Annotated in this window: 20 protein-coding genes; 7 read left to right on the forward strand and 13 right to left on the reverse strand. The window is 65.5% G+C overall.

The window, feature by feature from the left end; genetic code table 11:
• Window positions 1-165: 165 nt before the first annotated feature.
• From ACQPXH_RS17640 to ACQPXH_RS17665, 6 genes are all read right to left on the reverse strand, one after another.
• Window positions 166-639, reverse strand: a complete 474-nt coding sequence (locus ACQPXH_RS17640; RefSeq protein WP_433597620.1) for an HAD-IIIC family phosphatase — start codon at window positions 637-639, stop codon at window positions 166-168.
• Window positions 640-805: 166 nt separating this feature from the next.
• Window positions 806-1,003: a hypothetical protein gene (locus ACQPXH_RS17645; RefSeq protein ID WP_433597621.1), complete on the reverse strand. Its 198-nt coding sequence runs from the start codon at window positions 1,001-1,003 to the stop codon at window positions 806-808.
• Window positions 1,004-1,534: 531 nt separating this feature from the next.
• Window positions 1,535-2,335 (reverse strand): VOC family protein, encoded by an 801-nt coding sequence (locus ACQPXH_RS17650; protein WP_433597622.1) that lies wholly within the window; start codon window positions 2,333-2,335, stop codon window positions 1,535-1,537.
• A 470-nt stretch (window positions 2,336-2,805) separates the two neighbouring features.
• A complete protein-coding gene (locus ACQPXH_RS17655) occupies window positions 2,806-3,816 on the reverse strand; it encodes an alpha/beta hydrolase (protein ID WP_433597623.1) in 1,011 nt (336 codons plus the stop codon).
• On the reverse strand, window positions 3,813-4,760 hold the full coding sequence (locus ACQPXH_RS17660) for an acyl-ACP desaturase (RefSeq protein ID WP_433597624.1): 948 nt from the start codon (window positions 4,758-4,760) through the stop codon (window positions 3,813-3,815). The genes ACQPXH_RS17655 and ACQPXH_RS17660 overlap by 4 nt, the downstream gene beginning before the upstream one ends.
• 46 nt (window positions 4,761-4,806) lie before the next feature.
• Window positions 4,807-5,640, reverse strand: coding sequence for a transcriptional regulator (locus ACQPXH_RS17665; RefSeq protein WP_433597625.1), 834 nt, complete (start codon window positions 5,638-5,640; stop codon window positions 4,807-4,809).
• Window positions 5,641-6,178: 538 nt separating this feature from the next.
• Between ACQPXH_RS17665 and ACQPXH_RS17670 the strand changes: the two genes are divergently transcribed.
• Entirely contained in the window at window positions 6,179-7,729 is a 1,551-nt protein-coding gene (locus ACQPXH_RS17670) for an acyl-CoA carboxylase subunit beta (protein WP_433597626.1), read from the forward strand.
• Between the two features lie 205 nt (window positions 7,730-7,934).
• Here the strand turns inward: ACQPXH_RS17670 and ACQPXH_RS17675 are convergent, their stop codons facing one another.
• From ACQPXH_RS17675 to ACQPXH_RS17700, 6 genes are all read right to left on the reverse strand, one after another.
• The gene (locus ACQPXH_RS17675; protein ID WP_433597627.1) at window positions 7,935-8,543 is read right to left on the reverse strand and encodes an Rv1733c family protein; all 609 of its coding nucleotides are present in this window, start codon (window positions 8,541-8,543) and stop codon (window positions 7,935-7,937) included.
• The gene (locus tag ACQPXH_RS17680) at window positions 8,540-9,187 is read right to left on the reverse strand and encodes a TetR/AcrR family transcriptional regulator (RefSeq protein ID WP_433597628.1); all 648 of its coding nucleotides are present in this window, start codon (window positions 9,185-9,187) and stop codon (window positions 8,540-8,542) included. Before ACQPXH_RS17680 ends, ACQPXH_RS17675 begins: the two co-directional genes overlap by 4 nt.
• 230 nt (window positions 9,188-9,417) lie before the next feature.
• Window positions 9,418-10,359 (reverse strand): helix-turn-helix domain-containing protein, encoded by a 942-nt coding sequence (locus ACQPXH_RS17685; RefSeq protein ID WP_433597629.1) that lies wholly within the window; start codon window positions 10,357-10,359, stop codon window positions 9,418-9,420.
• Window positions 10,360-10,473: 114 nt separating this feature from the next.
• Complete coding sequence (locus ACQPXH_RS17690) at window positions 10,474-11,499, reverse strand: fused (3R)-hydroxyacyl-ACP dehydratase subunits HadA/HadB (protein ID WP_433597630.1); 1,026 nt, start codon at window positions 11,497-11,499, stop codon at window positions 10,474-10,476.
• A 97-nt stretch (window positions 11,500-11,596) separates the two neighbouring features.
• A complete protein-coding gene (locus ACQPXH_RS17695; protein ID WP_433597631.1) occupies window positions 11,597-13,000 on the reverse strand; it encodes a lipase family protein in 1,404 nt (467 codons plus the stop codon).
• Window positions 13,001-13,225: 225 nt separating this feature from the next.
• The gene (locus ACQPXH_RS17700) at window positions 13,226-14,404 is read right to left on the reverse strand and encodes a lipase family protein (protein WP_433603490.1); all 1,179 of its coding nucleotides are present in this window, start codon (window positions 14,402-14,404) and stop codon (window positions 13,226-13,228) included.
• 730 nt (window positions 14,405-15,134) lie between these two features.
• Between ACQPXH_RS17700 and ACQPXH_RS17705 the strand changes: the two genes are divergently transcribed.
• The 4 genes from ACQPXH_RS17705 (at window position 15,135) to ACQPXH_RS17720 (ending at window position 17,259) form a co-directional block, all read left to right on the forward strand.
• Window positions 15,135-15,635 (forward strand): DUF2599 domain-containing protein, encoded by a 501-nt coding sequence (locus tag ACQPXH_RS17705; protein WP_433597632.1) that lies wholly within the window; start codon window positions 15,135-15,137, stop codon window positions 15,633-15,635.
• A gap of 51 nt (window positions 15,636-15,686) precedes the next feature.
• The gene (locus tag ACQPXH_RS17710; RefSeq protein WP_433597633.1) at window positions 15,687-16,382 is read left to right on the forward strand and encodes an SDR family oxidoreductase; all 696 of its coding nucleotides are present in this window, start codon (window positions 15,687-15,689) and stop codon (window positions 16,380-16,382) included.
• Window positions 16,383-16,414: 32 nt separating this feature from the next.
• Window positions 16,415-16,717 carry a putative quinol monooxygenase gene (locus ACQPXH_RS17715; RefSeq protein ID WP_040700936.1) on the forward strand — a complete coding sequence of 101 codons (303 nt, stop codon included), beginning with the start codon at window positions 16,415-16,417 and terminating at the stop codon, window positions 16,715-16,717.
• Between the two features lie 314 nt (window positions 16,718-17,031).
• Window positions 17,032-17,259, forward strand: coding sequence for a hypothetical protein (locus ACQPXH_RS17720; protein WP_433597634.1), 228 nt, complete (start codon window positions 17,032-17,034; stop codon window positions 17,257-17,259).
• A 53-nt stretch (window positions 17,260-17,312) separates the two neighbouring features.
• Here ACQPXH_RS17720 and ACQPXH_RS17725 read toward each other — a convergent pair whose 3' ends face one another.
• Window positions 17,313-17,951: a TetR family transcriptional regulator gene (locus tag ACQPXH_RS17725; RefSeq protein ID WP_433597635.1), complete on the reverse strand. Its 639-nt coding sequence runs from the start codon at window positions 17,949-17,951 to the stop codon at window positions 17,313-17,315.
• Window positions 17,952-18,005: 54 nt separating this feature from the next.
• Here ACQPXH_RS17725 and ACQPXH_RS17730 point away from each other — a divergent pair, with 54 nt between their 5' ends.
• Window positions 18,006-18,674: a class II aldolase/adducin family protein gene (locus tag ACQPXH_RS17730; RefSeq protein WP_433597636.1), complete on the forward strand. Its 669-nt coding sequence runs from the start codon at window positions 18,006-18,008 to the stop codon at window positions 18,672-18,674.
• Window positions 18,671-19,618 (forward strand): carbohydrate kinase family protein, encoded by a 948-nt coding sequence (locus tag ACQPXH_RS17735; RefSeq protein ID WP_433597637.1) that lies wholly within the window; start codon window positions 18,671-18,673, stop codon window positions 19,616-19,618. Before ACQPXH_RS17730 ends, ACQPXH_RS17735 begins: the two co-directional genes overlap by 4 nt.
• The last annotated feature ends 1 nt before the right edge of the window (window position 19,619 follow it).

The following is a 19,619-nucleotide window of genomic DNA, read 5'->3' on the forward strand; positions in this document are numbered from 1 at the left end:
GTCGACCACGCCGATCGAGGTGATTATCGGTGCGTGCCGATTCGCTGGAGGCACAACCACCGACACGCACAGAGAATAGCGACTCGACCTATCGCGATCAGGTGGCACCGGTGGAGCGGGCTACTCGATCGATGCCGCCACAGCTTCCACCTGATCTTGATCCACCTACCCCCGTAGGCTCGCGAAACCCATGGGTGGGGTGGGCGATGGGCCTGTGCGCGGGACTGGGCGGAAGTCGGGGAGGGCGGGTAGGACATCGGCGTTGCGGGCGGCGTAGCAGCGCACGCCTGGGAGTGCGCGGACGACCTCGGCTCGCTCCACCGGTTCGGCGTCGATGAAACCGATGGTGTCCAGTTCCAGGCCGAGGGTGTGCGCGATTCGCAATATCGACGCGGATTTGCGGCCCCAACCGATCTCGATGGCCGAGAACATGTCGTAGAGACCGTGGCGGTAGAGCTTTTTGAGGGTCAGGTCGCGGTCGCTGCGGCTGGCTACGGCGTGCCAGATGCCGCGCTCGCTGAGCTTCAGCAGCGTGCGCAGGGCGGCGGGGCGTGGTGCGCTGCTCGTCGCGTCGCAGACGACACCATCCCAGAGGGTGTTGTCCAGTTCCCAGACAAGACATCTCAGAGCCGGTGCCATCGCCTGCCCCTATCGGTTGGTCATCGCTGCCTCTCCTGCCGTGTCGTCGGCAGATGGGCTACTGCGAAAACCATCCAGCGAACGGCACGTACCGGACAAGCCCCCGTATTCTCGGGAGCCCGTGCGGCCGAGGTGATACTACCGGTACTGCCCGGGCACGCTCCTGTCAAAGGCCGTAGTAGCGGCGAACGAGCCGTTCGTAGACCCGAGCGGGCGTGAATCGCCGGGTCCAGAACGCGAGCCGAACGTCGCTGCCGCACAGGTAGGTTTGGCGCGGTTCGGGTGCTTCCAGGACTGTCCGCATCTTCCTGGCTACCATCTCCGCGGACCCGTATTCCAGATATCCGGTGACGCCTGCTCGCACCGAAGTCCGATCCGGCGTGTATGCCTCGACGGGTCGGCAACGCGCGCAGCCGAATCGATGATCGGGGTGACCGTCCACCCTGACGCGAGGACCGAGACGTGGATGCCGAAGCCTGCGGCCTCCATCCGCATCGCCTCACCGAGACATTCGACGACCGCCTTGGTGGCCGAATACCAACCGCCGTAGGTTCGGCGATCGCACCCGCACCGGAGCTCGCTCGCCAGCACCAGTTTCATGGGCTTGTTCTGCGTCACTGGGCATTTCGACGGTGAGATCGGTATCCCGTTCGCGTAGCGCGTCTTCTACCGGACGCCACCGCTGCAGCGCGGTTCCGGCATTGGACGGTGAATTCAGGACGACGAGCATGATTTCTCCCCGATACCCAGTCACTCGCGCAGCCGAGGGCGATCCCCGTACTTACAAGACCCGAATATTTCTGTGGAACAACGGATTCCGGCGCGTTCACGAGGAATACGGGGATCCCGAGAAGTGCAGGCGGGCACACCGTAGAAGTCGTCCGGCGACGGTCGTCTACTGCGGCATCTCCCCCACCCGCACGTTTGTGTCGATGATTCCGAATACCTCGCCCTGTGGCGCAGCGACCATCGCCATCCGGCCGGCAGGAGAGTCGGAGGCCGGCATCAGCACCGTCGCGCCGAGCTCGCCGACCCGCACCATCCCGGCGTCGACGTCATCGAACTGGAACCAGGTCAGCCAGTAGCTGGGCATGGGTTCGCCGGGCATCACCGTGTCGTCGTTCATGCCGCCGGCAGCCTGTTCGCCGCCGCGCGGGGTGAACATCGCGTAGATCATGTTCTTGCCGTCGCCGACATCGGCGTAGGTGAAACCGAAGACATCGGCGTAGAACTTCTTCGCGGTGTCGAGCTGCCGGGTGTGCAGTTCGTTCCAGCAGTAGGCGCCGTGCTCGTTGTGGACGGCGGCGCCGTTGTGCGCACGGGCCTGCCAGATGCCGAATGCCGCGCCGACGGTATCGAGCCCGATGAACATTCGTCCGGCGTCGAGCACGTCGAAGGGGGGCATGACGACCTGACCGCCTGCCGCGCCCACCTTCTCCGCAATCGCGTCGGCATTGTCGGCGGCGAGGTAGGTCGTCCAGACCGAGGGCATCCCGGCCTGCGGCTTGGGGCCGATCCCAGCGACAGCCTGCCCGTTCTTCATCCCCATCAGATATCCGCCGGCCTCGTCCCCGCCGCCCTCGATGGTCCAGCCGAACAGATCGGCGTAGAACTCGCTCGCCTTCACCGTGTCGTCGACCTGGCAGTCGACCCAACACGGGGTGCCCTCGGACCAAGGCGTGCTTCGAACAGGCATCTACATCTCCGTTCACTAGTTGATTGCTGTGATATCGGGCAAACGCGCTTACGCCGCCCGAAATGATGCCGATCACATTGCTGTCTAGTAGTGAACCAGCATCACTGGCCGCTGTCATGGAGTTGCCGAACGTTTACAGACACCACACGAGTTCGGATATGCGAATACCCACCGGGCCGATTTATGCGGATCGGCCTGGAGGGCACGCCCCCACGCGCCCACGCCGACCGGGACCCACTCGACACCACAGCGAAACTCCTGCGTGACAGCGCCTGTGCCACCACGACAACACTGCCCGGTTAGGACAACACTGCCCGGTTAGTCCGACACCTTCAGCGCCAATCGGTCCAGCATGTCGGCCGCATACCGCTTGGCCGCGGCGGCGGATTGCCCGCGCAGCCGCGCGAGATAGACGAGCTACCGACGCGCCCCACCGAGACGAGCCTCGCCAGCTCGGGGTGTCGAGTGAATCAGTGCGGGTCGGGCAGGCCGAGCGCCGGTGCCAGCACGCGCCAGGCCCGCGGCAGCTGGGCCTCGAAGTCGGGCCAGGTGTGCATACCCGTCGGGGCGTAGTCGACGGTGGCTGGGATATTCAGCTCCGCCAGTCGCGCCGCGAAGCGTTCGGTACACGAGCGCGCACCGGCCTCGAGGGCCAGACCTCCGCCCGCCGTCTTCAAGGCTTCACCGAGGTCGGACGCACGCGATACCGCGACAAGGTCGGCATCGGTCGGCAGGCCGGTCGCCGCGGCCAGGTAGATCGAGGTGCCGCGTAGCTGCGGTGCGCCGAGCAGGCTGTCGTGCGCACTCCACTCTGGCGATCCGGGTGGGCCCCAGAGGTTTTCGACATTGCCACCGCGCGACGCGACAGTGATCGTGGTGACCGCCCGGCCGAGATCATCTGCGGTGGAATAACATCCACTCATTCCCGCGACCGCACGGTATCGCCCCGGATTCCGCTGGGCCAGCATCATGGCCGCCTGGGCGCCCATGGACACACCCGCGATCGCCCGCCGCCCATCGGTTTTCAGATACGACTCGATAATCGGCGGCAGCTCGGTGGTGAGAAAGGTTTCCCAGCGGTTGACCCCGAGGGTGGCGTCGCGGCGCAGCCAGTCAGTGTACATGCTCCCGGTGCCGCCGCTGGTAAACACCACATCGACCGGTTTATCCGCGAAGAACTCCGCCGCATGCCCCTTGGTCAGCCACCCCGAGACCGCCTCGCCGTCGACGCCATCGAGCAGATACAGCAGCGGACGCGGTCCGGAACCGCTGCCGTGCAACACATCCACCGTAATGACCCGACGCATGGCGGCCGAGGCGATGGCGAAACGTTCGTGCCGCGGCCCGACCGTCTCGATGCTGATAGTTCCGGTCCGTGTCATGGCCGGATCGACAGCGGGCGGATCCGCGAGTGCGGGCACGGACGCCAGTGCGGCGATGAGGGCCATCGCCGCCGCGGTGATCGGTGCTCGAAAACTCATAGTACGACGGCGGCTCGATTCGCCTGTCTGGCCGCGGCCCGGTCGCGCTGCTCCTCGAAACATGTTGCCTTGATGGCTAATTCGTCGAGGTAGGCGCCGAACTCGTCGCGGACGCGCTCGCCCTCGTCGGACAGATCGGTGCGCTCGAAGACATTCCAGGGGCGCAACACCGGCCGCAGCACGACATCCAGATGCTGACGCAGGTCGTAGCTGCCGTTTTTGGCCAGTACCACCGCGTTTCGCCGGAAGTTGGGCTGGGTGAGTCCGGGCATCCGGAACCGCGTGACGATATCGGTGACCGCATGCATGGCCTCGTCGGGTGCGAGGTCGAGGGCGGCACTGAGGTTGCGGTAGAAGATCATATGCAGGTTCTCGTCGGCGGCAATCCGTTGCAGCATACGCTCGGCGACGGGCTCGTTACAGGCGGCGCCGGTATTTCTGTGGCTTATTCTGGTCGCGAGCTCCTGCAACGCTACATATGCGACCGAACGCAGGAACTGCGGGCCTTTCTCCGGCTTCGCGACACCCGTCGTCATATGCGCCATTCTGGCCTGTTCCAGGGCCACCGGATCCACCGCGCGAGTGCACACCAGATAATCGCGCATGACGATCGCATGACGGTTTTCCTCCGCGGTCCAGCGCCCGACCGAAGTGCCCCGGACACCGTCCTGTGCGAACGACTCCGAGATCTCCCGGTGATAGGAGGGCTGATTGTCCTCGGTGAGCAGGTTGGTCACCATGGCCGTCCGCGCGACCTCCGACAGCCGAGATTGTTCCGGTTCCCAATCGATACCGCCCATGACGGCGAAATTCCGGCCGTCGTCCCACGGCACATTGTCGTGCGGGTGCCACGCCTTGGCCTTGCGCAGATGCTCGTCGAGATGACGTTCGGCAACAGGCTCCAGTTCGCGCGAAATGTCGAGATCGGCCAACGCGGTCGTCACACGTGCTCCTCTGTTGACCCCTTGAATCGACCGTAAGCGGGCTTGTTCAGGCCGAACGGGTGATTCGACGATCATTGGGCGAGGTGACGACAGCTCGAGGACCTGGCTGGAAACCGTCACAACCCGGCAGATCGGCCAGCCGATAGAGCCCCGGCTCCCAGCCTTCGGCGAGAAGTCGGGCGAGCCGTTCCTGTGCCGATCCGGCCAATTCGGGAATCCGAGCGGTCTCACCGGAGGCCACCACCGCGGTCACCGGTACCTCGGCAGCCTCGCTGACCAGCTCGAGCACGTCTGGAGTGAGCGCGAGCGATGTCATTGTGGATACCTCGTCGATCGGCACCAGGACCGTGCCGCCCTCATCGGACAGCAGCGACAGTGCCCGGGAACCGAGCGGCATCGCCAGCGCCGCCTGCACCCGGCGCAACTTCCGTCGAGCCGCGGACGGCGCACCGAGACCGCGTCTTCGCTCGTCCGGATGTGCGGGAATCGCGAGGGCGACGACTTGATAGGACGCGGCGACGCTGATGCCGGCGCGACCGGCCAGCCGCGCTACACCGTGCCCGCTGAGCAGCGCCGATACCAGAGTCTGTGCGGCGGTCTGCTGTTCCCGGGCGACCTGGCGGTGCTCATCCAGATAGGCCGTGGATGTCGCCGTCGTCACCATTTCCAGTACGCGCACGATCAATCCCGCCGCCGCCGCCACCTGATCGGCATCCTCGTCCGCCGCCTGATCGGCAAGGAATTCCAGTCCGACCCGCACACCGTCGTGATAGGCGTTCAGCACAGTTTCCAGCGCCACCCCCTCGCGGGCCCACCGCGCGGCCGATCCGGTGATCACCGCGGGCTGCTCCGGGACCGGATCCAGCTGCGGTTCCAGCACTTGCGCGGCCTCCGCCAAACAGGCGCGCGTGATAGTACCGAGATCTCCGCACTGCGTGCGCCGTGCCTGAAAAGTCAAATGTTCGACCAGTTTCGATTCCAGGCTCTTGCTGCCCGAACCAGCCTGTCTGCCCACCATGACTCCGAAAGGCTAGCGGCATTCGTACCGAAATTGCATACCCCGGTCCATTAATTAGGAAAGTCATCACACCGTACCGAACAGCTTGGGCGAAATCACAAGCAGCGGAGCGATTCTCGGGCCAATATTTCCGGTCATTCGGATGACCGAATATAGTCGGCGACACCGGTGCTCCACGGGGACACTGACGCGGGTGCGACACTTCGGTCCGACGGCTGTAACGCCCGGCGACGATCCACCGACGGCACCGAGGACGGCACCCGGCGGACCGGTGAGCCGTCACATGACTAAAGTTGAGTCCCTGTGCTGCGGGTCCTGCACCCGATAGCATCGAGCGCCTTGTACCGTTCGGTGGACCCGGACAGTACAGGCGACTAGTTCGAAGGATGGCATACCCCATATGAGCGGCACGCGAGAAAAGCTCGAGGAACTCCGGGACATCCTGGAGCTCGCCGAGGAACCCGCCGGCGAGACCGGCATCGCGAAACGCAAGAAAAAGGGCATACCGAGTGCGCGCGAGCGCGTGCGCATGCTGTTGGACCAGGGCTCCTTCGTGGAAATGGGCGCGCTGGTACGACAGCCGGGCAGCACCGACGGCATGTACGGCGACGGTGTGGTGACCGGACGCGGCTACATCGACGGCCGGCCGGTCGTCGTCATCGCCCACGACCAGACCGTGCACGGCGGTTCGGTCGGCGAGATGTTCGGGCGAAAAGTCGCCGCCGCAATGGAGTTCGCGCAGGAGAACGCCTGCCCGGTGGTGTCGATCAACGATTCCGGCGGCGCCCGCATCCAGGAGGCGGTGACCTCGCTGGCCTGGTACGCGCTGATGTGCCGACGCCAGGAGGATCTGTCCGGCTTCGTGCCGATGGTCGCGGTCATGCTCGGCAAATGCGCCGCCGGGTCGGTCTACGGCCCGGTGAATATGGATGTGCTGGTCGCGACCGAGAAGTCGTATATGTTCGTCACCGGTCCGGAGGTGATCAAGGGCGTGACGGGCGAGGTGGTCAGCGCCGACGATCTCGGTGGCGCCGCCGCCCTGCAGGCCAATGGCACGGTGCACCATGTCGCCGCCGACGAGCAGGCCGCCTTCGACTGGGTCCGCAGCTATCTGAGCTACCTGCCGTCGAGCTGCCTCGAACAGGCTCCGGTGGTGAATCCGGGATTGGAACCCGAAACCACGGCACACGACCTCGAGCTGAACTCGATCATTCCGGATTCCGACCGGTCCGGTTACGACATGCACGAGGTGCTGCTGCGCATCTTCGACGACGGCGATTTCCACGAGATCAGCGCTGGTACCGCCCAGAACCTGATCACCGGATTCGCCAGAGTCGACGGTCGCAGTGTGGGCGTGGTCGCCAATCAGCCGCAGGTACTCGGCGGCGCGCTGGACGGACTGTGCTCGGATAAGGCGGCATATTTCATCCGGCTGTGCGACGCCTTCGGCCTGCCGCTGATCTTCGTCGTCGACACCCCGGGTGTGTTGCCCGGTCTCGAAGAGGAACGCAACGGCGTCATCAAGCGCGGCGGCCGGTTCTTCCGCGCGGTCATCGAGGCCACGGTGCCGATCGTCTCGATCGTGACGCGCAAGGCCTACGGCGGCGGCTATGCGGTGATGGGCTGCAAACCGCTGGGCGCGGACCTTGCCCTGGCCTGGCCGACGGCACAGATCGCGGTCATGGGCGCCGAGAGCATGATCGGCATCATCGGCCGCAGGCAGCTGGAGGCGACCCCGCCCGACCAGCGCGCCACCGTGCGCCAGCAGATGATCGACTTCTACAACGCCACCGTCGCCACTCCGTGGACCGCGGCCGAACGCGGCTACATCGATGCCGTCGTCGAACCGTCGCAGACCCGGCTGGAGATCCGCAAGGCGCTGCGCCTGCTGCGCGAGAAGGGCGCGGTCAGGAAGCACAACCCGCGCAAGCACAGCCTCTTCCCGGTCTAGTCATCGGCCCGTTTGTGTTGTGTCACAGCACAAACGGGTATCGGTCGTGTGCTATCCGATGTTCGTTCGCTCGCCACGCGGCCCGATACCGCTGTGCCCTGACGTCATCCGTGCTTGACCCGTATTCGCCGCACGACGACCGGGTACGCGGCGCGCCCACCGAGAGTGTCCCTACCCACTCCGAGTGGGCGCGCCGCACTTGAAACTAGGCCTGATCCGGACGCGTCCCGTGGTTGCCCCAAGTGCGTTCCACCTCGGCCCATTCGGTCTCCCACAGCCGGGCCCTGCGCCGATCGAGCGCGCGGCGCAGCAGTGCGTAGCCGCAGCCGAAACAGACCGCGATCCCGAAGACCATGCCGGTGGTGATCAGCAATGCCTTGCTCAGTGCCCGGGTGTCCGACGGCGGCTCGGTGACCTTGCCCGAGCCGTCGAGCCAAATCTTCACCGTGGCACCGGCTTTCATCACTCCGGTGGCCTGGTAGTCGCTGGTGTGCGTGACACCGTCGGCGTCGCGCCACTGCACCCGAGCCGGGGTGATGGGCGCGTAGAGCGGCACTTTGCCGACCTCGAGCACGGTCGCGTCGACTTCGTGTAACTGCGCCGCTTCGGCCCGCGCGATCCGGTCCTCCGTCTGGTAGATTCGGCCGCCGACCGCCATCGACAGCACCGGGGCGATGATCAGGAACAACAACGTGAGCACCGCGGCGACCGCCAGTTGCAGGCGATCCTCGCGGCGGCGCATCGGATTTCGATCCAGGCCGGCCCGGCGGCAGGTGCGGCGGACAACGCCGGGTGACCCGGTTGCTGCGGTCATGACGATGACACCTCGCTCTGGAATTCAGCTGTCAGCCCGTTAAGGGTGTCGAAGAATGTGTCGATGAGATCGGGGAGTCCGTAGGTGTCCGAGCCCGCACCCCAGACCTGCAGTGCGGCGATGAGCAGTCCGGTCCCGGCCGCGACGGCCGCCTCCGGACGCCGGTCCGCCGCGGGATCGACATCGAGTCTGGCGGCGATGATCCGCACGGATTCGCGCTGCCCGTCGAGTCGGATGCGCTGATAGCCCGCGGCCAGTGTCGGTTCCGCCTCGAAGAGTTGGAACAGCGCCCAGCGTCGGGCCAGGCGCGCAGGCTTCGCGCCGGTGTGTTCGGTGGCCAGCCAGTCGTGCAGGGCATTGCGGTAGGCGACCAGCGGCGACTCGCCAACGGGCCGGCGGCGCAGCGCCTCGTTGAACAGGTGCACGTCCTGGTCGATTTCGCCGAGTACGGCATCCTCGATGGAGGAGAAATGACGACTGAAGGTCCGCCGGGTGACCCCGGCGCGCTCCGCGATGTCCTCGACCGCCACCGCACCCAGCCCGCGCTCGTTGAGCAGATCGAATGCGGCGCGCGACATTGCCGCGCGACTGCGGAGCGTGCGCAGCCGACGGCCGTCGAGGTCGACCGCGTCGTCGATACCCATATTTGCAGTCTACGCCCTATTGTCCCATCGGGACAATAGTTCGGTGCGATTCGTATCAGGGCTTCCGTGCCAGCCCGGCAGCATCATCGGTCATTGTCGACACCTTCGTCTACGGGACCTGTGCGATTCCTATCGTATGAGACCCGGCATCACACCGTACGCACTTGACGAACCCGGCACGGCAGCACACGACGCCGAGTTCGATTGTCCCGCTTATTGTTTTCGGCCTATCACCGCGAATCGCCGGGCGCGGCCGGGTGATCGAGCGTCTCCGGATGCCGTTCGCACAAGGCGCGCAGCAACCCCGGGGAGTACTCGGGTGGCGCGGCATGCACCGATAGTTGATTGGCGACCGCGCGATACGCGTCCAGGTCGGCGGTCTTGTCCAGATACAGCGCACTGGTGAGTTGCTGCAGATAGACGATGTCGGGAAGATCGGCTTCGGCGAAGCGCAACATGGTGAACGCACCATCGGCCAACGCCGGACCGCCGACATGATCGGGCAGCACCTGCACCGTGATGTGCGGCTCCTCGACAATGCGCAGCAAATACTCGAGCTGGGCCCGCCATACCGTCGACCCGCCGATCGGTCGGCGCAGCGCGGCCTCCTCGACGATCAGCCACAGCTGCGGCGGATGCGGGCGACGCAAGATCTCTTGACGGCGCAACCGCAGCGCGACCCGCCGTGCGATCCCCTCCGCCGATTCGGCCGGATGCGCCATGGCCAACAGTGCCCGCGCATAGTCCGCGGTCTGCAGCAGTTCTGGCACCGCCCTCGGCTCATAGCCGCGGATCAGCTTGGCGGCCTGCTCGAGTCCGAGATAGGTGTCGAACCACTTCGGCAACCAATCGCTGTCGCGATGCCACCAGCCCGAGGCGTTGGCCTGGCGCGCGAGCTCCCTGAACTCCTCACGCTCATCCGGGTCGGTGACCCCGTAGAGCGTAAGCAGATCGAGGAGATCGCGTTCCCGGAAACCGGTGCGCCCCAACTCGAGTCGACTGATCTTGGAATGGGAACCGCGGATCGCCTCGCCCGCATCCTCGCGGGAGATGTCACAGGTCTCGCGCAGCCGTCGCATCCGGCTGCCGAGCATCATCCGCAGCACGGTCGGTCCACCGTCGGCAGCAGGGTTCTTGCCGGAAAATGAATGTCGCACTTCCGAAGCACGCATTCGATGAGTCTGCCATGAAGTAGCAACGACTCTCTAGAACCAAAATGCCCTATTTCCACAAGTATTCGGACATCTGCAAGGACATTCCCCACTATCTTCGGCCCGGCTTCGGTTTCAGCGCAGCAGCACCTCCGCGCCTGCCCGGCCGAACAGCTTGCGGCCGTCGCAGATCGCGGTGAGCGCGATGGTCGCCGCGCGGCGATCCGGATCCATTGCCTTCACCCGCCCGCGGAATTCGATCTCGCACTGCCGGGTCGCCGAGACCGGGGCGAATCCGGCAAACCGCACACCGTATTCGCTGATCGCGGCTGGATCGCCGAGCCAGTCGGTGAGGTAGCTCGCGCCGAGCCCCATGGTCAGCAGGCCGTGCGAGACCACGCCGGGCAGTCCCGCGGCGATCGCGACATGCTCGCTGAAGTGGATCGGATTCGAATCACCCGACACCCCAGCGTAATTCACCAGGTCACCGCGTGAAAGCGGCACGAAACGGGCGGGCAGTTCGGCACCGACCTGCAGCTCGTCGAACTCGATGCCGCACGGCACCCGCACCGGTGGCTCGTCCACGCCGTCCTCGGGCAACATCTCGTCGAAGCATTCGACGACACCGCCGTCCAACGCATGCTCCGGCCGCCGGGTGGCGTCTTGCCGTTGGCTCAGCGCCTCGCCGCTCATGATGACGCCGTCGACCGCAGTGACCAGCTCGGTCGCGACGTCGGCGCCGGTGTGGGCCACCACGGTGGTGTGCGCGGTCTGCAGCAGTTCCTTGTACTGATTGGAGAGCAGACTCCGAATGACCATGAAGTCCATGTCGCCGAACTGCCGGAACGATTCGACACAGGTGTCGCAGCGCAGTTGATCACCGGCGACGAGCGGCCGGTGCACCCGGATGCTCTGCTCGGTATGCAGCACCTGGCTGATGTCGTAGCCGGTCAGCACCGAATCGAACATCTTGCGCTGGAGCAGCAGCCAGATGATCGCGGAGAAGGTGGGTGGGGCGACGAGCCCGTCGTAGCCGAGCTCCCACGCCGCCTCCTCGTAATAGTGCGCAGGATGGACACCGCGAACCGCACGGGCGAATTCGCGGATCTTCTCCCGCCCGACCTCGTAATGGTCGGACATCCGATAGTGGCGCCCCACCATCGCGCTAGCTTGTTCAGATCCACTCAAAACCGTCACGTGTCATAGATCGCGGCCCGGGCGCCAGTTGCAACACCAATAGCTGACCGCCATAAGTCTCTCAACATTCATCGGGTGCCGGCACCCCCTGCAGGCGCTGATCCAGCCAGATCATCGCGTCCGGATAGCCGAGCCCGCCTGCGATGATGTGTTCACCGAGGACGCTGCGATACACCGCAGAGACACCGAGGCCGCACTGCTCCCGATAGAGGTTGCGCGCGCCCTCGGCCGGAATCCAGAATTCCTGCTCACCGTTGTAGATATACAGCGGTGTCGCGGACTTCATGCCCGCCATGCGCGTCACATCGTAGATCTCGGTGGCGACCTCGGAGTGCAGCGGATCCGGAATCCTGGCGGCGATATCGATCGGCAGCATCAACAACCCCACCGCACCGAATACGCTGCCGCACAGGTCTTTCAGCGGTGATGTCGCCGCCCACTGCGCCAGGTTGTTCATGCTGGCCAGGATCTCCGGACGCTCCCGGCCGACGCCGAAGGTGGCGGCCAGGAAGACCCCCGAGGCGAGATTGCCGTTCATGCTGCGCCCGAGGATTTCGTAGTCGGCGGGTACACCGCCGAGCGCGGCACCGACGATCGATCCGGCCAATTCCGGGGCGTAGCTATCGATCAGCTTCACCGCTCCCTTGGTGGCGATGGCGCCGCCGGAGTATCCGGTCATTCCGAATCGGCTGTCGCCGAATTCGTCGGGGCGCAATCCACGCACCGCTCGGATGGCATCGAGCACGGCATGTCCGGCGACATAGGGCTCCGCGTAGGCCATCCACGGTCCCTCGTGATCCGGAATCAGCACCGCGTATCCGCGCAGTGCGGCCAATTGCGTTGTGGGCGGGAGGAAGTCGGTGATGCTGGTATTGCGTGACCAACCGTGCGAGAAGGTGTAGCCGGGAGTACAGTCCCGGCCGAGCGCATCGATCGGGAGGTTGTTCACCACGACCGGTCGGCTGTCCGGACCGGGCCATGCGGTGGCCGGAATAATCAATGTCGCAGTGGCATACGACGCCGCGCCGCGCGAATCGGCGGTGCGGTATTTCAACAGCAGCGCCTGCCGAATCGGCACCAATACCAGCGGTGCGGCAGTCGCGCTGACATCGCGCACCTCCACGAGCTCGCCGGGCGCGTAATCGTCCAGGTTCGCCGGCCACGCGTCGAAGGCCGGATCACCGACAGCGCTCGGCGCCGAGGCCTGGCGCAGCGCGGCCAGCGCCGGGGACATGGTGGTGGCCTCCTGCATCGGACCGGAGAAATGCGGCCCGACAGCGATCGGTGGCGGCGGGATGACGCTATCGATCCACTGCTGCAGATCCGGCAGTATCGAACCGGCATCGGGCGGAATCGGCAACGCGGGCAGGCCGGGAATAGCGGGCGGCGGTTCGGCCGACGCCTCCCCCACCGCGACCGGAAACACAAGCAACAGCACGAAAACGATGACACGCAGGCACTTCATTTAGCACACGCCCCAGGGTGCGACGTCAGGTTCCCTGGCGCCCGGGTTTTATGGTGCCTTCGACCCCCGAAATGCCCCTGAGTGCCGAGGCCAGGAAGTCAGGCTAACCGAGGGAACTCGCGCGGATACCCCGCCGTGCCCGAGTTGTGCGTGTCATGTCGCCGAATCGCAACAATCCGAGCCGAATCCGCTTGTCCAGCAACGCGGATCCGGCTCGGTCGGATTTCAACAGTTGCTCGGCGCTGCCTCCCCCCGGAATCGCGCGTCCAACCAATTCAGCGCCGCCGGAATGCCCAGGACCGCGGCCGTGAGATGGTCGGGTACCGGGATCTGCTCGGACTGCACCCGCGCCCCGGCCGCGCACCAGCGCTTATCGGTATTCACCACCGCATCGACGGGAATGAGTCCGTCGATCGGCGAATGCCATTCGAAGATCGGCGTTTTCGGTACGCCGTCGTAGAGTTCGAGGCTGTTCTCCTCGACCACCGCGCGTGCGGTGGCATCGTTGATCATCGAGGTCGACTTCGCGAAGTCCAGTGCCCCACGCCCCGCGCCCGCGGCCAGGATGTCGTTGGTGCAGCTATTGGCGATCGCCGTCCGTGCGGCGAGGCCGCGCTCGTTGAGTTGGTCGCTGAGCGGGAAGCGGTCGGGATACTCCCGCTCCAAGCCGAGTCCCGCCGCCAGGGCGAGCCCGAAGACCGGATGCGAGTTGAGGCCTAGGGTCTCCAGCATGGTCACCAGATTCATCGGCACACCGCCCATCGCGGCGCCGGCGATCTCCACGTCCGGCGCGTACTTGGGCGCCAGTGCGGCCGCCCATGCGGTAGCCATGCCGCCGCCGGAGTACCCGACCATCGAGACCGGGCTCTTCTGCACCTGCAATTCGGCGACCTGCTGCACCGCCCGGATGCCGTCGAGAGTGATCATGCCGCCCAATTTGGCCGCGCCGTAGGCGAAATTCGGACCGAGGTGGTCCGGCAGCGCGACGCTCCAGCCGCGCGAGAGCAGCACATTCCAGCCCGGCGCCTCCCGGACGATGAGGTTCGGATCGCCGGTGTAGAGCACCCGCGATACCGAGCACTCGGCACCGAGACCGTTGATGATGTGCTGGTAGGAGAGCAAGGGGCCGTCCGGGGCGTGCGCCTTCGGAGTGAGCACCGTGGTGGTCGCCGCGATCGGCTGACCTTCGGAGCTGGTGGAACGGAAGCGCACGACGGTGACGGTGGTATCCGGGAAGATCGCCAGCGGGGGCATCACGCGCGTCGCGATCACATCACCGGGTTTCCTATCCGCCAGATCGGGCGGAGTGGCGTAGAAAGGGTCGGGATCAGGGCTGGGATACAGCGGGTTGGTGTGGGCGACGCCAGCCGCCGCCGTCAGTGCCATCAGCAGACCGATCGTCATGGCCAGCGACTGTTTGCCGGTCGCTCGAATCACGGCGCCGACTGCGCGAATCGGTCTACGCAGGGCCTGTCTCATCGACGTATTGCCTCCGGGAGAGAGAGTTTGGTCCAACGTTGGGAACATAGTCGACGGTCATTATCGCGAAGGCAAAGGGCGAGCGAAATGTTTTGAGAAATCACAACTCTCGGGCGCTCGAACCGTGGTCGGCGGTCCGGTTCCTTCGTGACTGTCTCCGATCGCGAGGTGTCGTGTCTGTGACATGTTCAGCCGGCCGGACCATGTTTTGCACCATGGTGCGCGACTTACCGTCACACCTATCGTCGCGGCAAGTCGGGTCGGAAGGAGACGGTGGCATGGACGGCACTGTGCAATCTGGAACGGATCCCCCGAGCGAAGCTCGGTGTATCCGATGACTATCCAGGATCCACCGACGCGAGGGGTCACCGTCTACTTCGACGGTCCGACCGCCGAGGACGCACTCGTGCTCGAGTACGCCGACCGAACCGAGGCCTGAGAGTTCACCTCGGCCGCGCTCGACGCCGGGCTCACCGTGACGGTCGACAGCCAGGTGCGACCCGGACTGCGCAGAATGCTGTGCCGCTCGCTGTGGCACCGACCGTGGCTGCGGCGTCGCTGCCGTAAACACTGGGCGGCCACATCCCGGTATGGCTGTTGCGTCGCCGCACGATGGCTACTCTCGGATGGTGGACACCATGCGGGAGGATCGACGTTGACCCAGCGGAATACCGGATGGGCACGATGGGGTGCCGCGCTGCTGTGCTGTGGCGCGCTGACCCCGGCCGTCGCGGCGTGCGGCTCCGACCAGATACCGTCGGCCGTAGCCACGACCACGACGACACCGACGGCCGCGGCCGTAACCACCACTGCCCTTGCCGCGCTGCCGAGCGTCGATCCCTACGCCGATATGCCGCTTATCGACCACACCACCTGGACCGAGGGCGTCGACGGTGCTCGCCTGAAGGTCTACCCCACCGAGGCCGGGCGGCACGAAACCTTCCCCGATACCGAGGAACGGGCGTGGCAAGAGGTGCTCACGCACTCCCCCGACGCCGATACGCCCGGTATGCGCGACCAGTTCGTCTGTCACTGGGTCTGGGCCCGCGTGGTGCAGCCCAACAAGGAGAGCTGGAATCTGGAACCCTGGCGGCCTGCCATGGGCTATCAGGCCACTGTCCAGGCATCGTGTAATCCCGGAGGACCCGAACGCTGACCATTTCGAGCGATGTGCAAGCAATCGCCACGGCATGAAAGGACTCGCCATATGCGCGTCGTCATCGCAGGCGGACACGGAAAGATCGCGCTACTGCTCGGCGAACTACTGACCGGGCGTGGCGACGACGTCGAGAGCCTGATCCGCAATGCCGATCACGCGGGCGAGGTCGCGGCCACCGGCGCACGACCGGTCGTCTTCGATCTCGAGCACAGCACGGTGGCCGAGCTCGCCACCGTCGTAAAGGGTTCCGATGCGGTGATTTTCGCCGCCGGCGCCGGCGCGGGCAGCGGGGCCGCTCGCAAGTACACGGTGGACAAGGGTGGTTCGGTGCTCTTGGCCGATGCCGCGGAGGCGGCCGGTGTCCGGCGGTTCGTACAGATCTCCACGATGGGCGCGGGTAAGCCGCCCGCGCCAGGCACCGATGAGGTCTGGGCCGCCTACATCGACGCCAAGACCCAAGCCGAGGACGATTTACGCGCCCGCGATCTCGATTGGACGATCCTGCGCCCGGGCCGACTGCTCGATACCGCCGCGACCGACCGGGTCTTGTTGAGCACGCCGCCGCTGCCCTTCGGCAGCATCGCGCGGGCCGACGTCGCCGCCGTCCTCGCCGAAATTCTGCACGCATCACAGACCACGCGAACCACTTTGGAACTCGTCGCAGGCGACATTTCGGTAACGCGCGCAGTCGCGGATATCGGTAGCCAGTCGGTCGCCGAAGGCGGTGCCGCACTTACCGATTGATATTTTTCGCCGCCAGATTGGAGAAGATAACCGTGTTCAGCCGTATCACTTCCCTGAAGCTGCGACCCGGATCCCGCGGCGAATTCCTCGATGTGGTCAGTCGCAGTGCCGCCGCATCGGTGCGCGAGGAACCCGGTTGCCTACGATTCGATGTGTGCGCCGACCGGGTTGATCCGCACCGGTTTTTCCTCTACCAGGTCTATATCGATGAGGAGGCCGCCGAAGCGCACCGTTTCACCGAGCATTTCCTGGCATGGCGCTGCGCGGCCGACCGATATGTGGAGCCGGGCACTCAGGTGCACTACAGCACCGATGTCGTGATCAATGCGAAATGATCGCGCCGAATCAGCCTTCGCATCCGCGCCGGTTCGCGGATGATTAGCAGGCGCGAAATCCCAACTGCGAAGGCACAATCGATCGTGCAGATGTGCTTGCAAATGAAAGGCGCACAGACCTAAACTCAGTCCCGCAAGGCAGTACAAGGGGGACAACCAGGGGAGGCCGCGTGGGTGAACCAAGGGCCGATGTCGCCAGGGGTTTGCTGCCGCCAGACGTCAGGGGCGTTCGAATGGACCAACCACTTCACGGCGGCCGGCTCGGAATCGCCGAAGCCGCCCTGGCCGACCAGCCAGCGAACGGTATAACAACTATGAGCACACCGTCGACCGCAAGCGGACAGCGCAGTACCGCGTACTCGCGAGAAACCGCAGTCGCTTTCGTCATCGATGCCGTCGAGTCAACCGGTGCGGCCACTCGACATGATTTCGACATCGACCGGATCGTCACCACCGCGCACGCGATGGCCGACGACTGGGACATCGAAACCCTGCAGCCGGCGACCTTCTGGCGCATCGCCTCCAGCTTCATCAAGCAGTGACCGGTAAATACCGACCACTGCGTCGAATGATGTAGCAGCACAACCGAATTGCGTTACGCCTCGGTCGGCGATGCCCACTGCGCCGTATAGGCCCGCAGTGCGACCTTGGCCTCGCGCAACAGATTCGAGTCGCCGTCGGGATCGGATCGGAACGCCTCCTGCAGGACGGCATCGCCCATGAGATGGGCGGCGCGGCAGGCGATATCGAGTCCTTCGATATCGGCGACGGCGCCCTGGGCAAGCATGACCTCCCGCAGCGCCACCGCCATCCGACGTTTGTGCTCACGATCGGCAGCCCGGGCGGCCTCGTTGAAATCCTTGCCGAACCACAGCGCGCGGAAGCCCGGCTCGTCGCGGTAGAACTGGGCGAACGCATCCACCAGCACGCCGATCGGATCGTCCCAGCGCTCGGCGCGCGCGAGTTCGAGCAGCAGGGCCGCCTTGGCTTCCAATTGCTCGATATAGGCCGCGGCGAGGGTTTCGATGACGGCCTCGCGATCCGGCAGGTACTGATACAGCGAGCCGACCGAAATCCGTGCGTCCGCAGCCACTCTGATCATGGTCAGCGCCTCGACGCCCTCCGTGGCGATCAGGCGATCGGCCACCGCGAGCACCCGCGCCAACCGCTCCCGGCTGCGCGCCTGAATCGGTACGCGACGCAGGCCCGCCTCAGGTAGTGCACGGATCGGCACGCAATACCTCCGAACGTAATGTGAATCATATTCAGGTTTGGGTAGAGTATCCGGATGACCACCACCGCACCAGCCGAACGCGCCGAGGTAGCGGCGGCCTGTCAGCGCCTGGCCGCACACGGACTGCTGATCGGCACCGCGGGCAATGTGAGCCTGCGCTGTGGCGATCTTGTCGCCGTCACGGCCACCGGTGCGGTGCTGGCGCAGGTCATCGCCGACGACGTCACCATGGTCGACCTGGCGGGTCAGGTGGTCGCTGGACGCTACGCGCCCACGTCCGAATTGGGTTTGCATCTCGATATCTATCGCACCTACGCCACCCAGGCGGTCGTGCACACCCATGCGCCCAAGGCGACGGCCATCGCCTGTGTGCTCGACGAACTGCCGGTCATCCATTACCAGCAGCTGCTACTCGGCGGTGCGACCAGGGTCGCCCCGTTCTATCCCTTCGGCACCGTCGAACTCGCCGATGCGGTGCGAACGGCGTTGCAGGGCAAGCAGTCCGCACTGCTGGCCAATCACGGGGCGGTCACCATCGGCGCATCGCTGGACCAGGCCGTCGAATCCGCACTGCTGCTGGAATGGGCCTGCGCGCTGTACCTGGACGCGATGACGATCGGCAGGCCGCGCGAACTCACCGAACAGCAGCAGGCGGCGGTCGTCGAGGTCGCACTACGCACCGGATACGGCACCCGCAAACCGCTGGAGAAGGACACCGAATGAACGTAATCGCTTTGGGTGCACATGTTTTGGATATCCTCGTCCGACCCGTCGCGGCGATACCGGACGGGCAGCAGACCGCACTGGTCGAGGACATCCGCATCACCGCGGCGGGTACGGCCGCGGGTACCGCGCTGACACTGGCCAAACTCGGCGCGAGCGTGCGGACCGCGGGTGCGATCGGCGCGGACACCTCCGGCGATATCCTGCTCGGTCTGCTCGCCAAGGCCGGCATCGATACGAAACTGGTGGTGCGCAAGGAAGATCAGCCCACCTCGTCGTCGGTGCTGCCGATCCGCCCCAACGGGGAACGCCCCAGCCTGCATCTATTGGGCGCCAACCCGTTCTACACCCTCGACGATGTCGATTGGGCCGCGATCGCCGCCGCCGACCATCTGCACCTCGGTGGTCCGGAACTGATCGGTGCGGCATCTGCGGCGCGAATCCTGCGGCACGCCAAGGACAATGGCGTCAGCACCTCGGTCGATCTGATCGCGCCCGGCGCACTCGGTAGCCTCGACGCCATCGCCGAAGTCCTCCCGCATACCGACTACTTCCTCCCGAATGACGAACAAGTGCTCGGCTTCACCGGTACCACCGACCTGGTGGCAGGCTGCGAGGTGCTGAAGGACGCGGGCGCTTGCATCCTGGCGATCACGCGGGGCGCCGACGGCACCCTACTAGTCGGCCCAGACAACTATCAGGACATTCCCGCGTTCGCCGTGGACGTCGTCGACACCACCGGGTGCGGTGATGCCTTCTCCGCTGGATTCATCCGTGCGATCGCACTGGGCCGGAATCTGCGTGCCGCTGCGATCTTCGGCAATGCGGTCGCGGCACTGGTCGCCCGCGGACTCGGCAGCGACCACGGCGATTTCGATCTCGCCGCGGTGGACGCGTTCGCAGCCGAAACACGCGCTATCGACCCGAACGAGCCGGGTCGATAGC

Source organism: Nocardia sp. CA-135953, assembly GCF_050955735.1.
In the GTDB taxonomy this organism is placed as follows: Bacteria; Actinomycetota; Actinomycetes; order Mycobacteriales; family Mycobacteriaceae; genus Nocardia.

Bases quoted from the DNA above. Each gene is read 5' to 3' on its own strand.
- ACQPXH_RS17640 (WP_433597620.1), bottom strand. From the start codon at position 639: ATGGCACCGGCTCTGAGATGTCTTGTCTGGGAACTGGACAACACCCTC.
- ACQPXH_RS17650 (WP_433597622.1), bottom strand. From the start codon at position 2,335: ATGCCTGTTCGAAGCACGCCTTGGTCCGAGGGCACCCCGTGTTGGGTC.
- ACQPXH_RS17655 (WP_433597623.1), bottom strand. From the start codon at position 3,816: ATGAGTTTTCGAGCACCGATCACCGCGGCGGCGATGGCCCTCATCGCC.
- ACQPXH_RS17670 (WP_433597626.1), top strand. From the start codon at position 6,179: ATGAGCGGCACGCGAGAAAAGCTCGAGGAACTCCGGGACATCCTGGAG.
- ACQPXH_RS17675 (WP_433597627.1), bottom strand. From the start codon at position 8,543: ATGACCGCAGCAACCGGGTCACCCGGCGTTGTCCGCCGCACCTGCCGC.
- ACQPXH_RS17680 (WP_433597628.1), bottom strand. From the start codon at position 9,187: ATGGGTATCGACGACGCGGTCGACCTCGACGGCCGTCGGCTGCGCACG.
- ACQPXH_RS17685 (WP_433597629.1), bottom strand. From the start codon at position 10,359: ATGCGTGCTTCGGAAGTGCGACATTCATTTTCCGGCAAGAACCCTGCT.
- ACQPXH_RS17690 (WP_433597630.1), bottom strand. From the start codon at position 11,499: ATGGTGGGGCGCCACTATCGGATGTCCGACCATTACGAGGTCGGGCGG.
- ACQPXH_RS17695 (WP_433597631.1), bottom strand. From the start codon at position 13,000: ATGAAGTGCCTGCGTGTCATCGTTTTCGTGCTGTTGCTTGTGTTTCCG.
- ACQPXH_RS17700 (WP_433603490.1), bottom strand. From the start codon at position 14,404: ATGACGATCGGTCTGCTGATGGCACTGACGGCGGCGGCTGGCGTCGCC.
- ACQPXH_RS17710 (WP_433597633.1), top strand. From the start codon at position 15,687: ATGCGCGTCGTCATCGCAGGCGGACACGGAAAGATCGCGCTACTGCTC.
- ACQPXH_RS17720 (WP_433597634.1), top strand. From the start codon at position 17,032: ATGAGCACACCGTCGACCGCAAGCGGACAGCGCAGTACCGCGTACTCG.
- ACQPXH_RS17730 (WP_433597636.1), top strand. From the start codon at position 18,006: ATGACCACCACCGCACCAGCCGAACGCGCCGAGGTAGCGGCGGCCTGT.
- ACQPXH_RS17735 (WP_433597637.1), top strand. From the start codon at position 18,671: ATGAACGTAATCGCTTTGGGTGCACATGTTTTGGATATCCTCGTCCGA.